9 protein-coding genes are annotated in these 15,080 nt (G+C 43.6%); all 9 read left to right on the forward strand.

Annotated elements, in window-relative coordinates; all coding sequences use genetic code 11:
• Positions 1–2 precede the first annotated feature (2 nt).
• The 9 genes from rplA (at position 3) to tuf (ending at position 15,066) form a co-directional block, all read left to right on the forward strand.
• A complete protein-coding gene (gene rplA, locus H5180_RS07515; protein ID WP_145238292.1) occupies positions 3–707 on the forward strand; it encodes a 50S ribosomal protein L1 in 705 nt (234 codons plus the stop codon).
• 322 nt (positions 708–1,029) lie between these two features.
• The gene (gene rplJ / locus H5180_RS07520; RefSeq protein ID WP_145238296.1) at positions 1,030–1,524 is read left to right on the forward strand and encodes a 50S ribosomal protein L10; all 495 of its coding nucleotides are present in this window, start codon (positions 1,030–1,032) and stop codon (positions 1,522–1,524) included.
• A 76-nt stretch (positions 1,525–1,600) separates the two neighbouring features.
• Positions 1,601–1,963 carry a 50S ribosomal protein L7/L12 gene (gene rplL, locus H5180_RS07525; protein ID WP_064668694.1) on the forward strand — a complete coding sequence of 121 codons (363 nt, stop codon included), beginning with the start codon at positions 1,601–1,603 and terminating at the stop codon, positions 1,961–1,963.
• A gap of 271 nt (positions 1,964–2,234) precedes the next feature.
• Positions 2,235–6,260 (forward strand): DNA-directed RNA polymerase subunit beta, encoded by a 4,026-nt coding sequence (gene rpoB / locus H5180_RS07530; RefSeq protein WP_145238299.1) that lies wholly within the window; start codon positions 2,235–2,237, stop codon positions 6,258–6,260.
• Positions 6,261–6,363: 103 nt separating this feature from the next.
• Positions 6,364–10,539: a DNA-directed RNA polymerase subunit beta' gene (gene rpoC / locus H5180_RS07535; RefSeq protein WP_145238302.1), complete on the forward strand. Its 4,176-nt coding sequence runs from the start codon at positions 6,364–6,366 to the stop codon at positions 10,537–10,539.
• 194 nt (positions 10,540–10,733) lie between these two features.
• Positions 10,734–11,108 carry a 30S ribosomal protein S12 gene (rpsL, locus tag H5180_RS07540; RefSeq protein WP_002958885.1) on the forward strand — a complete coding sequence of 125 codons (375 nt, stop codon included), beginning with the start codon at positions 10,734–10,736 and terminating at the stop codon, positions 11,106–11,108.
• 97 nt (positions 11,109–11,205) lie between these two features.
• Entirely contained in the window at positions 11,206–11,676 is a 471-nt protein-coding gene (gene rpsG, locus H5180_RS07545; protein ID WP_016710546.1) for a 30S ribosomal protein S7, read from the forward strand.
• A 27-nt stretch (positions 11,677–11,703) separates the two neighbouring features.
• Positions 11,704–13,818, forward strand: coding sequence for an elongation factor G (fusA, locus tag H5180_RS07550; protein WP_145238305.1), 2,115 nt, complete (start codon positions 11,704–11,706; stop codon positions 13,816–13,818).
• Between the two features lie 63 nt (positions 13,819–13,881).
• Complete coding sequence (gene tuf, locus H5180_RS07555; RefSeq protein WP_182758002.1) at positions 13,882–15,066, forward strand: elongation factor Tu; 1,185 nt, start codon at positions 13,882–13,884, stop codon at positions 15,064–15,066.
• The last annotated feature ends 14 nt before the right edge of the window (positions 15,067–15,080 follow it).

Consider the following 15,080-nt stretch of genomic DNA (forward strand, 5'->3'; position numbering starts at 1 on the left):
TAATGGCTAAATTAACTAAACGTATGCGTACTATCCGCGAAAAAGTGGAAGCGACTAAAGATTACGAAATCACCGAAGCAGTTGCTCTTTTAAAAGAGTTAGCGACAGCTAAATTCGTAGAAAGTGTTGACGTTGCTGTTAACCTTGGTATCGATGCTCGTAAATCTGACCAAAACGTTCGTGGTGCAACTGTACTACCTAACGGTACTGGTCGTGACGTTCGCGTTGCAGTGTTCACACAAGGCGCTAACGCAGAAGCTGCGAAAGAAGCTGGTGCTGAACTAGTAGGTATGGAAGATCTTGCTGAGCTAGTTAAGAAAGGCGAGATGAACTTTGACGTTGTTGTTGCATCACCAGACGCTATGCGTGTTGTTGGTCAACTAGGTCAAATCTTAGGCCCACGTGGTCTAATGCCAAACCCTAAAACTGGTACTGTAACACCTAACGTTGCAGAAGCAGTTAAAAATGCTAAAGCTGGTCAAGTGCGTTACCGCAATGACAAAAATGGTATCATCCATACTACTATTGGTAAGGTTGATTTCACAGTTGAGCAACTTCAACAAAACCTTGAGTCGCTAATTGTTGCGCTTAAGAAGGCTAAGCCTTCACAAGCAAAAGGTGTTTACGTTAAGAAAGTAACCATCTCTACAACAATGGGCGCAGGTGTTTCTGTTGACCAAAGCACTTTAACAACAACTGTTGTTTAATTGAGTGTTTACATGGCGTGAAATTTATACTATAATTTTGCGCCATTTTGTTGAGAAATTTTGTTTTCTCAACAAGTAAAGAATTCGGGTTGAAGTCCATAATTTCGGTGCGCCTTCGGGCAAAACGATAAATTGGGCTTCCGTCCAAGACCGTAGGTGGCTTCGGCCTTAATATTCACCTACGTAGACGGTGTGAATCCCCAGATAGATTTTTCCTAATCTTCTGGCTCTCGCCGTAAAAAGCATCTCTATCTTGTTTGGTAGGGAAGAGTAGAACAGGGAAGCCGATGTACGGTAACCCATTAAACCAGGAGTAACACCCATGGCTTTAAATCTTCAAGGCAAAAAAGCAATTGTTGCTGAAGTCAACGAAGCAGCCAATGGTGCTCTATCTGCAGTTGTTGCAGATTCTCGTGGTGTAACAGTTGGCGCAATCACTGCCCTTCGTAAAGAAGCTCGTGCAAATGGTGTTTGGATGAAAGTTGTCCGTAACACTTTAGCAAAACGTGCTCTTGAAGGAACACAGTTTGAGTGCCTTTCTGATTCATTTGTTGGTCCAAGCTTAATCGCTTTCTCATCAGAGCACCCAGGTGCTGCTGCGCGTATCTTTTCTGCTTTTGCAAAGAAGAACGAGAAATTTGAGCTTAAAACGGCCGCTTTTGAAGGAAATGTTGTTGATGCAGCAATGCTTGCTACATTACCTACATACGACGAAGCTGTTGCACGCTTAATGAGCGCTATGAAAGAAGCGTCTGCTGGCAAATTGTGTAAAACAATTGAAGCAGTACGTGTACAGAAAGAAGAGCAAGCTGCTTAATTTTAAGCTGTTTAATCAATCTTTCGGTGTAAAATTTTTTTGGACCTAGAGTCCGTTAATTATTAGGAAATTTGTAATGTCTGTAACTAAAGACCAAATCCTTGACGCAATTGCTGAAATGTCAGTAATGGACGTTGTTGCTCTTGTTGAAGCAATGGAAGAAAAATTCGGCGTAACTGCTGCAGCTGCTATGGTAGCAGGTCCTGCTGCTGAAGCTGCTGAAGAGAAAACAGAATTTGACGTAATCCTTACTGGCGCTGGCGCTAATAAAGTTGCGGCAATCAAAGCTGTTCGTAGCGCAACTGGCCTAGGCCTTAAAGAAGCGAAAGCTCTTGTTGAAGCTGCTCCTACACCTGTTAAAGAAGGTGTATCTAAAGAAGAAGCTGAAGCTCTTGCTAAAGACCTTACTGAAGCTGGTGCTGAAGTTGAGGTTAAGTAATTTAGCTTTTGCTAAGTTCGCTGTCTGAGAAATCAGGCAAGGGCTGGTGATTATTTAATCACCGGCCTTTTTGCGCTATAGAGCGATGTATTCCTATAGCTCAAATAAAATCTAATTTTCTCTTTACTTTCAACGCTTTATAGTTTGCTAGTGTTAAAGTGGGAGTTAATTGGAACAACAATTAAATGTTGTACAATCTTGGCTTAGATGCCAGTTAAGTCTGTTCTTACAAGAACAGGTCGGGTCAAAGATCAGCAAGCTGAGGAACCCCATGGCTTACTCTTATTCTGAAAAGAAACGTATCCGTAAGGATTTTGGTAAACGTCCACAAGTTTTGGATATACCTTTCTTACTGTCAACGCAGTTAGAATCGTTTAAAAAATTCTTAGTGCCGGACGCTGATGGCGATCATGGTTTGGAAGCTGCCTTCCGTTCTGTGTTCCCAATCAAAAGCTACTCGGGAAATTCTGAGCTTCAATACGTAAGTTATCGTATTGGTGAGCCAGTTTTCGATGTAAAAGAATGTCAAATTCGCGGTGTGACTTATTCTGCTCCACTTCGCGTAAAACTACGCCTTGTGGTGATGGATAAAGAAGCGCCAGGCACAGTTAAAGACATTAAAGAGCAAGAAGTTTACATGGGCGAAATTCCGCTCATGACCGATACCGGTACTTTTGTAATCAATGGTACAGAGCGTGTTATCGTTTCTCAGCTACACCGTAGCCCTGGTGTATTCTTTGATAACGACCGCGGTAAAACTCACTCATCAGGTAAAGTGCTTTATAACGCACGTGTTATCCCATACCGTGGTTCATGGTTAGATTTTGAGTTTGATGCAAAAGATAACTTATATGTACGTATTGACCGTCGTCGTAAATTACCGGCGTCAATCATGTTGCGTGCACTTGAGTACACGACAGAAGAGATCTTAAACATCTTCTTCGAAACCACTGCGTTTGAAGTAACTGACGGTAAAGTTCTTATGGAACTTGTGCCATCACGTTTACGTGGTGAAACCGCTGCCTTTGATATAAAAAGTGAAGACGGTGAAGTGTTCGTTGAGTCTGGCCGTCGTGTAACAGCGCGTCATATCAAGAGCATTGAGAAAAAAGGCATTAGCCATTTAGAAGTACCCCATGAGTATATCATTGGCCGTGTAATTGCTAGAAACTACGTTGATGAGTCAACGGGTGAAGTGATTGCAAACGCGAATGATGAATTAACTTTAGAGTTAATGGCTGAATTGGTTAAAGCAGGTCACACTAAAATTGATACTCTATATATCAATGAAGTGGACAGCGGTGCATATATTTCTGATACGTTACGTATTGATTCAAGCACTAACCGCTTAGAAGCACTAGTAGAAATTTATCGCATGATGCGCCCAGGCGAGCCACCGACGAAAGACGCGGCTGAAGCCTTATTTGAGAACTTGTTCTTCTCTGAAGAACGTTATGACTTATCTACTGTAGGTCGTATGAAGTTCAATAGCCGTGTTGGTTATGACACTGACACAGGCCCAGGCACATTAAGCAAAGAAGACATCGTGTCTGTTATGAAAGTATTAATTTCTATTCGTAACGGTCAAGGCGATGTTGATGATATCGACCACTTAGGCAACCGTCGTATTCGTAGTGTTGGCGAAATGGCTGAGAATCAGTTCCGTGTAGGTTTAGTACGTGTAGAGCGTGCGGTACGTGAGCGTTTAAGCTTAGGTGACCTAGATGCGATCATGCCACAAGATCTTATTAACGCTAAGCCTATTTCGGCAGCAGTTAAAGAGTTCTTTGGTTCGTCTCAGTTATCACAGTTCATGGACCAAAATAACCCGCTATCAGAAGTGACGCACAAACGTCGTATTTCTGCATTAGGGCCGGGCGGTCTTACACGTGAACGCGCTGGCTTTGAAGTACGTGACGTTCACGTAACTCACTATGGTCGCGTATGTCCAATCGAGACTCCTGAGGGTCCAAACATCGGTCTAATTAACTCATTGTCTACGTACGCACGTACCAATGACTATGGTTTCTTAGAAACACCTTACCGCAAAGTGGTAGACGGTGTAGTAACTGATGAAGTTGATTACTTATCAGCCATTGAAGAAGGTCAGTTTGTTATCGCACAGGCGAACTCAAACTTAACTGAAACCAATGAGTTTGTTGATGAATTAATCCCATGTCGTCACAAAGGTGAATCTACCTTTATGGGTCGCATGGACCAGCAATATATGGATGTATCACCACAACAGGTGATCTCTGTAGCGGCAGCACTTATCCCGTTCCTAGAACACGATGATGCTAACCGTGCATTGATGGGTTCAAACATGCAACGTCAAGCAGTACCAACATTGAAAGCGGACAAACCGTTAGTAGGTACTGGTATTGAGTTAACACTAGCGAAAGATTCTGGTGTAACGATTGTTGCTAAACGTGGTGGTGAAGTAATGTATGCTGACGCAAGTCGCATCGTTGTTAATGTACATGAAGAAGAACGCATCCCTGGTGAAGCGGGCATCGACATCTACAACTTAACCAAATACACACGTTCTAACCAAAACACATGTATTAACCAAAAACCAACTTGTATGGTTGGCGAACCGGTTACTCGTGGTGACGTGTTAGCAGATGGTCCTTCGACTGACTTAGGTGACTTAGCCCTTGGTCAAAACTTGCGCGTGGCATTCATGCCATGGAACGGTTATAACTTCGAGGATTCAATCTTACTATCAGAGCGCGTAGTTGAAGAAGATCGTCTAACGACTATCCATATTCAAGAACTACAGTGTGTTGCCCGTGATACTAAGTTAGGTCCTGAAGAGATCACTGCAGATATCCCGAATGTGGGTGAATCTGCACTAGGCAAGCTTGATGAATCAGGTGTTGTTTATATCGGTGCTGAAGTTAAAGGCGGCGATATCCTAGTAGGTAAAGTGACTCCGAAAGGCGAAACGCAATTAACTCCTGAAGAGAAGCTACTACGAGCTATCTTTGGTGAGAAAGCGTCTGACGTTAAAGACAGCTCATTACGTGTACCAAACTCTGTAACAGGTACTGTAATTGACGTGCAAGTCTTCACCCGTGATGGTGTTGAAAAAGACAAGCGCGCGCTAGAAGTTGAAGAAATGCAACTTCGTGACGCGAAAAAAGACTTTAACGAAGAATTCCGTATTCTTGAAGCAGGCGTGTTAGATCGTGCTCGTAAGTTACTTATCGCAGCCGGTCAAGATGAAGATAGATTAGCGTCATTGAATGCTGAGAAGCTACTAACTCAAAGTCTTGCTGAAGAAGATAAGCAAGCTGAACTTGAGCAACTAGCAGCCCAGTACGATGAGCTAAAAGCTGAATACGATAAAAAGTTTGAAAACAAACGTCGTAAAATTACCCAAGGTGATGACTTAGCACCAGGCGTACTTAAGATTGTTAAAGTATACCTAGCTGTTAAACGTCGTATCCAACCAGGTGATAAAATGGCGGGTCGTCACGGTAACAAAGGTGTTATCTCGACTATCGTACCAGTAGAAGATATGCCATACGATGATAAAGGGCGTACTGTTGATATCGTACTTAACCCGCTGGGTGTACCATCACGTATGAACATCGGTCAGATCCTTGAAACACATATGGGTCTAGCTGCTCGTGGTATTGGTGAGCGTATTGAAGAAATGATGAAAGAACAACGTGAGCTTCATGAGCTACGTGACTTCATCAAGCAAGCATACGAAATTGGTGAATCTCGCCAGTTCGTAGACATTGCTAGCTTCACAGATGACGAAATTCGTCGTTTGGCTGAAAACTTAAAAGGTGGTTTACCAATCGCTACTCCTGCATTTGATGGCGCGAAAGAAAGCGAAATCAAAGACATGCTTGAGCTAGCTGGCTACCCTCGTAGTGGTCAGGTTACACTTTATGATGGCCGTACTGGCGATCAGTTTGAACGTCAAGTAACTGTTGGTTACATGTACATGCTGAAACTGAATCACTTAGTTGATGACAAAATGCATGCGCGTTCTACTGGTTCTTATAGCCTTGTTACTCAGCAGCCGCTGGGTGGTAAAGCACAGTTCGGTGGCCAGCGTTTCGGTGAGATGGAAGTATGGGCACTAGAAGCATACGGTGCCGCTTACACTCTACAAGAAATGTTAACAGTGAAATCGGATGACGTGAACGGTCGTACTAAGATGTATAAAAACATCGTTGATGGTAACCATAAAATGGAACCAGGTATGCCAGAATCGTTCAACGTATTGTTGAAAGAAATCCGCTCACTGGGTATCAACATCGAGTTGGAAGAAAATTAAGCCAATTAGATGCTGTAGCTAGCCTGCAGCATCTGTTACGGCCGAATAGAATGTAGGGACGAAATCATCCGTCCTCAAGATTAACTCCGACAGGAGAGCTAAGGTGAAAGACTTACTTAAGTTTCTGAAGCAACAAAATAAGACCGAAGAATTCGATGCAATTCGCATTGGTCTTGCTTCACCAGACATGGTTCGTTCATGGTCATACGGTGAAGTAAAGAAACCTGAGACTATTAACTACCGTACTTTCAAGCCTGAGCGCGATGGCTTATTCTGTGCCCGTATTTTCGGTCCAGTGAAAGATTATGAATGCTTATGTGGTAAATATAAGCGTCTTAAACACCGTGGTGTGATCTGTGAAAAGTGTGGCGTTGAAGTAACACTCACTAAAGTGCGTCGCGATCGTATGGGTCACATCGACCTTGCGAGCCCAGTTGCACATATATGGTTTTTAAAATCATTACCGTCACGTATCGGCTTAATGCTTGATATGACGCTTCGTGATATTGAACGTGTTCTTTACTTCGAATCATTCGTAGTAACTGAGCCTGGCATGACGACGCTTGAGCGTAGTCAGCTATTAGGTGAAGAAGAATACCTAGATGCACTAGAAGAGCACGGTGATGAGTTTGAAGCGAAGATGGGTGCTGAAGCAGTATTAGACTTGCTTCGTGAACTCGATCTTGCGCAATTAATTGCTGAAATGCGTGAAGAGTTACCAACAATTAACTCTGAAACTAAGCGTAAGAAGATCACTAAACGTCTTAAATTAATGGAATCGTTCCACCAGTCAGGTAATAACCCTGAGTGGATGATCATGACAGTACTTCCAGTATTGCCACCTGATCTACGTCCATTAGTACCACTTGATGGTGGCCGTTTTGCGACTTCTGATCTAAATGACCTTTACCGTCGTGTTATTAACCGTAATAACCGTCTTAAACGTCTACTAGATTTAGCTGCACCGGATATTATCGTACGCAACGAAAAACGTATGTTACAAGAAGCGGTTGATGCGCTACTTGATAACGGTCGTCGTGGTCGTGCAATTACAGGTTCTAACAAGCGTCCGCTTAAATCTCTTGCTGATATGATCAAGGGTAAGCAAGGTCGTTTCCGTCAGAACTTACTTGGTAAGCGTGTAGATTATTCAGGCCGTTCTGTAATCACAGTTGGTCCTACACTTAAGCTTCACCAATGTGGTCTTCCTAAGAAGATGGCACTTGAGCTATTCAAACCATTTATCTATGGCAAACTAGAGCGTCGCGGCATGGCTACGACAATCAAAGCTGCTAAGAAAATGGTAGAGCGTGAAGTTCCGGAAGTATGGGATGTATTAGACGAAGTAATTCGTGAACATCCAGTATTACTTAACCGTGCACCAACACTTCACCGTTTGGGTATCCAAGCGTTTGAACCTGTGCTTATCGAAGGTAAAGCAATCCATTTGCATCCATTAGTATGTGCGGCCTACAACGCCGACTTCGATGGTGACCAAATGGCGGTACACGTACCGCTAACGATTGAAGCGCAGCTTGAAGCTCGTGCATTGATGATGTCAACAAACAACATCCTATCTCCTGCGAATGGTGAGCCAATCATCGTTCCATCACAGGACGTTGTATTGGGTCTATATTATATGACCCGTGACCGCATCAACGCGAAAGGCGAAGGCGCGATCTTAAAAGATCCAAAAGAAGCAGAAAAAGCATACCGCAGCGGTAATGCAGACCTTCACGCTCGCGTGAAAGTACGTATTAGCGAATCAGTTAAAAACGAAAATGGTGTAGTAGAAGACACTGTAACTGTTATCGATACAACTGTTGGTCGTGCAATTTTGTCTCTTATTTTACCAAAAGGCATGCCGTTTTCGTCAATCAATCAGGCCCTAGGTAAGAAACAAATTTCTGGCTTATTAAACGAGTGTTACCGTCGTCTTGGTCTTAAAGATACAGTTATCTTTGCTGACCAAGTTATGTATACCGGTTTCCACTACGCAATGAAGTCAGGTGTTTCAATCGGTATCGATGACTTAGTTATCCCACCGATCAAAGCATCAATTATCGAAGCAGCTGAAGCTGAAGTAACTGAAATCAACCAACAATTCCAATCAGGTCTTGTAACGGCTGGTGAAAAGTACAATAAAGTTATCGATATCTGGTCACGTGTAAATGAAAACTTATCACGTGAAATGATGGCCAACTTGTCAAAAGACACGGTTATCAATGCCCAAGGTGAAGAAGAAGAGCAACCGTCATTTAACTCAGTGTTTATGATGGCCGACTCTGGTGCTCGTGGTAGTGCCGCTCAGATCCGTCAGCTAGCAGGTATGCGTGGTCTAATGGCACGTCCAGATGGTTCAATCATCGAGACGCCAATCACCGCTAACTTCCGTGAAGGTCTAAACGTACTTCAGTACTTCATCTCAACGCATGGTGCGCGTAAAGGTCTTGCCGATACAGCACTGAAAACAGCGAACTCGGGTTACCTAACGCGTCGTCTAGTAGACGTTGCACAAGATTTGGTAATCAACGAAGACGATTGTGGCACAGAAGATGGCTTAACAATGAAACCGCTTATTGAAGGTGGTGACGTTGTAGAAGCACTTCGCGAACGTGTACTTGGTCGTGTTGTTGCTGAAGATATTGTGATCCCTGGTACTAATACAGTACTAGTAGAGCGTAATATCATGCTTGACGAAAAACTGTGTGATCTTTTAGAAGAGCACTCAGTAGATGAAGTTCGCGTACGTTCAGTTATCACCTGTGATAACGACTTTGGTGTATGTGCTAAGTGTTACGGTCGTGACCTTGCACGTGGTCATATCATCAACGCGGGTGAATCAGTAGGTGTTATCGCGGCACAATCAATCGGTGAGCCGGGTACACAGCTTACGATGCGTACTTTCCACATCGGTGGTGCAGCATCAAGAGCGTCTGCTGAAAACAATGTACAAGTTAAAACTAACGGTACATTGAAGCTTCATAACGCAAAATATGTATTAAACACTGACGGTAAGATTGTTATTACCTCTCGTTCTACTGAAATCACTATCATCGATAGCCATGGTCGTGAGAAAGAGCGTTATAAAGTACCTTACGGTGCGGTATTAACAGTACAAGACAATACGGAAGTTCAAGGTAACGACATCGTTGCTACTTGGGACCCGCATAGTCACCCAATCGTTCTTGAGCATAAGTCAAAAGTATCGTTCAGCGATATCGATGACTCAAACACTGAAGCACAGACTGATGAACTAACTGGTTTAACCCGTGTAGTTGTTAAAGATCTTGCTAAGATAAATGCGAAAGAGCCGAAGCTTATCATCGAAAGTGAAGAGCGCGGTCTGCAAGAAACTCGTCTTCCTTCATACACTACGATTGAAGTAACAGACGGTGTAACGGCAAACCCAGGTGACGTGTTAGCACGTATTCCGCAGGAAGGTTCGAAAACTCGTGATATCACGGGTGGTCTACCACGCGTAGCCGACTTATTTGAAGCGCGTAAACCGAAAGAGCCAGCTATCTTAGCTGAGATCACCGGTACGATTAGCTTCGGTAAAGAGACTAAAGGTAAGAAGCGTTTAGTTATTACTCCAGCTGAAGGCGATCATTACGAAGAAATGATCCCTAAGTGGCGTCAACTTAACGTGTTTGAGGGTGAGCAAGTGTCTAAAGGTGAAGTTATCGCCGATGGTCCTGAATCACCACATGACATCTTACGCCTACGTGGTGTGACTCATGTTGCTAACTATATCGTTAACGAAGTGCAAGAGGTTTACCGTTTGCAAGGCGTTAAGATCAATGACAAGCACATTGAAACAATTATCCGTCAAATGATCCGTAAGTGTACGATCCTTGACGGCGGCCATAGTGAATTCTTAGCCGGTGAGCAAATTGAAGTGGCACGCGTTAATATCGCAAACCGCGACTTAGAAGCTCAAGGCAAGTTACCTGCTAAATATGAAATCCAATTAATGGGTATCACTAAAGCATCACTAGCCACAGAATCTTTCATCTCGGCAGCCTCGTTCCAGGAGACAACTCGTGTCCTAACTGAAGCCGCTGTAAATGGTAAGAGCGATGAACTTCGCGGTCTGAAAGAAAACGTAATTGTGGGTCGTTTGATCCCAGCCGGTACCGGTTTTGCGTATCATCAAGAACGTATGGCTCGTCGTAAGCAGAGCAAAGTTGTAGTTGAAGAGCAAACAGTAAGTGCAGAAGAGGCAACTCAAGCGCTAACTGATGCTTTAAACGCGGATTTATCTGGAAATCAATAAATCTAACTTAATCAATAGATTAGGTTTTTGCAAGGCAGTTATCTACTGCCTTGCTAACGGTTTAGGTTGACAGCTCAATCTTTGCTCATTAAAATTCCGCCACCCATTTACCTGCACGTTTGGTACGAGCTTGTAAATAAAGGGCGGATTTTTTTATTTTTTCAGTAGTAATTTTAATTTCAGGAGCTATTTAAATGGCAACTATTAACCAGCTAGTGCGTAAGCCACGTCGTAGCAAGGTTACGAAAAGTAACTCAGCTGCGCTTAAAGCGTGTCCGCAAAAGCGCGGTGTATGTACTCGCGTATATACAACTACACCTAAGAAACCAAACTCGGCGTTACGTAAAGTAGCTCGTGTACGTTTAACTAACGGTTTCGAAGTAACTTCATACATTGGTGGTGAAGGTCATAACCTTCAAGAGCATAGTGTAATCCTAATCCGTGGTGGTCGTGTTAAAGATTTACCAGGTGTGCGTTTTCACACTGTTCGTGGTGCACTTGACTGTGCAGGCGTTAGCGACCGTCGTCAAGCTCGTTCTAAATACGGTGCAAAACGCCCTAAAGGCTAATTGTATTCCGTTAGTAAGGCCAAGCACTAAATATTTTTAATTATTGTTTTGGGTGATTGACTCGAAAGAGCAAACCTGAATAAACCGGAGATACAAAATGCCTAGAAGACGCGTAATAGGTCAACGTAAAATTCTTCCAGATCCTAAGTTCGGATCGGAACTTCTTGCAAAATTCGTTAACATCGTAATGTTAGACGGCAAGAAATCTACTGCTGAAAAAATCGTTTACGGTGCGCTAGATGTGGCTGCTGAGAAATCAGGCAAATCGCACCTTGAAATCTTTGAAACTGCACTTGAAAACATCCGTCCACAGGTTGAGGTTAAATCTCGCCGTGTTGGTGGTTCAACGTATCAAGTACCAGTAGAAGTACGTCCAGTTCGTCGCAACGCATTAGGTATGCGTTGGTTAGTAGACGCTGCACGTAAGCGTGGCGAGAAATCTATGGGCTTACGTTTAGCTCAAGAACTTGTTGACGCTGCTGACAACAAAGGCACTGCGGTTAAGAAACGTGAAGACGTTCACCGTATGGCTGAAGCGAATAAAGCATTCGCACATTACCGTTGGTAATCTGTCCTTAACCTTTAAGAGGATTTTATGGCACGTACAACTCCACTTGAGCGCTATCGCAATATCGGTATTGTTGCTCACGTAGATGCAGGCAAAACCACCACAACAGAACGTGTTCTGTTCTACACAGGTCTTTCTCATAAGATCGGTGAAGTACATGATGGCGCCGCAACTATGGACTGGATGGAGCAGGAACAAGAGCGTGGTATCACAATCACTTCTGCTGCAACAACGTGTTTCTGGAAAGGGATGGACGCGCAATTTGACGCTCATCGTATCAATATCATTGATACTCCAGGGCACGTGGATTTCACTATTGAAGTAGAACGTTCTTTACGTGTACTTGATGGTGCGGTAGTTGTGCTTTGTGCTTCATCTGGTGTACAGCCGCAAACTGAGACAGTTTGGCGTCAAGCGAACAAATACGAAGTTCCGAGAATGATCTTCGTAAATAAAATGGATCGCACTGGCGCTGACTTCTTAACGGTTGTTGGCCAGGTGAAATCTCGTCTTGGAGCAACGCCTGTTCCTATTCAGCTACCAGTAGGCGCTGAAGACGACTTTAAAGGTGTTATTGACCTCATAAAAATGAAAATGATTAACTGGAATGATGAAGACCAGGGAATGACTTTCACCTATGAGGCAATACCGGCAGAACTTCAAGATTTAGCTGAAGAATGGCGCTCGAACTTAGTTGAAAGCGCTGCTGAAGCATCTGAAGAACTAATGGATAAGTATTTGGAAGGTGAAGACCTGAGCGAAGCAGAAATTAAAAATGCTTTGCGTCAGCGTACATTGGCTAACGAAATCGTCCCAGTTACATGTGGTAGTGCATTTAAAAATAAAGGCGTTCAAGCTGTGCTTGATGGCGTTATTGAATATATGCCTGCACCAACACAAGTGAAACAAATTCAAGGTATCCTTGAAGATGGTACTGAGGAAGAACGTCCAGCTAATGACAACGCACCGTTTGCTGCACTTGCTTTTAAAATTGCAACAGACCCGTTCGTTGGTACTTTAACTTTCTTCCGTGTTTACTCTGGTACTGTTAAACAGGGTGACGCGGTATACAACCCAGTAAAATGTAAGCGTGAGCGTCTTGGCCGTATCGTTCAGATGCATTCAAACTCACGTGAAGAGATCAAAGAAGTCTACGCAGGTGATATTGCGGCGGCTATTGGTCTCAAAGACGTAACAACAGGTGAAACACTGTGTGATCCGAATTCTATTATTACGCTTGAGCGCATGGAATTCCCTGAACCAGTTATCTCTGTTGCGGTTGAGCCTCGCACAATCGCTGACCAAGATAAGATGGGTATCGCGCTAGGTAAACTAGCGGCAGAAGATCCGTCTTTTCGCGTACAAACTGACGAAGAATCAGGCCAGACTATTATTTCTGGTATGGGTGAACTTCACCTTGATATCATTGTCGACCGTATGAAACGTGAATTCAGTGTTGAATGTAACGTTGGTAAGCCGCAGGTTTCTTACCGTGAAGCTATTCGTTCAACTGTTAAAGTTGAGGGTAAATTCATACGTCAATCAGGTGGACGTGGTCAATATGGTCATGTCTGGCTTAAACTTGAACCGATGGATATTTCGGATGATGAAGCCCCAATTTACGAGTTCGTTAACGAAACCGTAGGTGGCTCCGTTCCAAAAGAATACATCCCTGCGGTAGACAAAGGCATCCAAGAGCAAATGTCTCAAGGTGTGCTGGCAGGCTACCCATTACTTGGTGTGAAAGCGACTTTATATGATGGTTCATTCCATGATGTAGATTCGAATGAAATGGCATTTAAAATAGCGGGTTCACTGGCAATGAAACAAGGTGCGCTACAAGCAGACCCTGTACTATTAGAGCCAATGATGAAGGTTGAAGTACTCACTCCTGAAGCAAACATGGGTGATGTAGTTGGTGACTTAAACCGTCGCCGCGGCATGATCGAAGGCATGGAAGATGCGCTAGGTGGACTTAAATTAATTAACGCCCAGGTTCCGCTTTCTGAAATGTTTGGTTATGCTACTGATCTACGATCTGCAACACAAGGCCGTGCCTCATACTCTATGGAGTTTTTGAAGTACGCTGAAGCCTCGAAACATGTTGCGGACACAATAATTACAGCTCGCGCTGTTAAGTAATTTTTAGCTCGGTTTGGTCCACAGTGGACCAAACCTTTAATTTCTTTATAGGAATTTTTTAAGATGGCAAAAGCAAAGTTTGAACGCGTAAAACCGCACGTAAACGTAGGTACAATCGGCCACGTTGACCACGGTAAAACTACCCTAACTGCAGCAATCACTAACGTACTTGCAAAAGTATACGGCGGTGTTGCTAAAGATTTCGCATCAATCGATAACGCTCCAGAAGAGCGCGAGCGCGGTATCACAATCTCAACTTCACACGTTGAATACGATACGCCTACTCGTCACTACGCACACGTAGATTGTCCTGGACACGCCGATTATGTTAAAAACATGATCACTGGTGCTGCTCAAATGGACGGCGCTATCCTTGTTGTTGCTGCGACTGATGGCCCTATGCCACAAACGCGTGAGCACATCCTTCTTTCTCGTCAAGTTGGCGTTCCTTACATCATCGTATTCATGAACAAATGTGACATGGTTGATGACGAAGAGCTACTTGAACTAGTAGAAATGGAAGTTCGTGAACTTCTTTCTGAGTACGATTTCCCAGGTGATGACTTACCACTAATCGCTGGTTCTGCGCTTAAAGCGTTAGAAGGCGAGAAAGAGTGGGAAGACAAGATCATTGAGCTTGCAGACGCACTTGATTCTTACATCCCAGAGCCAGAGCGTGACATCGATAAGCCGTTCATCATGCCTATCGAAGATGTTTTCTCAATCCAAGGTCGTGGTACTGTTGTAACTGGTCGTGTTGAAGCTGGTATCATCCGCATCAATGACGAAGTAGAAATTGTTGGTATCAACGATACAACTAAATCTACTTGTACTGGTGTTGAAATGTTCCGTAAACTACTTGACGAAGGTCGTGCTGGTGAGAACATTGGTGCACTTCTACGTGGTACTAAACGTGAAGACGTTGAACGTGGTCAAGTACTAGCTAAGCCTGGTTCAATCAACCCACATACAACATTCACTTCAGAAGTATACGTACTTTCTAAAGATGAAGGTGGTCGTCATACACCATTCTTCAAAGGTTACCGTCCACAGTTCTACTTTCGTACAACTGACGTAACTGGTGACGTACAGTTACCAGATGGCGTAGAAATGGTAATGCCTGGCGATAACGTTAAGATGACTGTAAAGTTAATCTCTCCAATCGCAATGGATGAAGGTCTACGTTTCGCAATCCGCGAAGGTGGCCGTACTGTAGGTGCTGGTGTAGTAGCAACTATCGTAGAGTAATAATTAACTTTTAA

This window comes from Pseudoalteromonas sp. SR41-4 (assembly GCF_014163985.1).
GTDB lineage: Bacteria > Pseudomonadota > Gammaproteobacteria > Enterobacterales > Alteromonadaceae > Pseudoalteromonas > Pseudoalteromonas rhizosphaerae.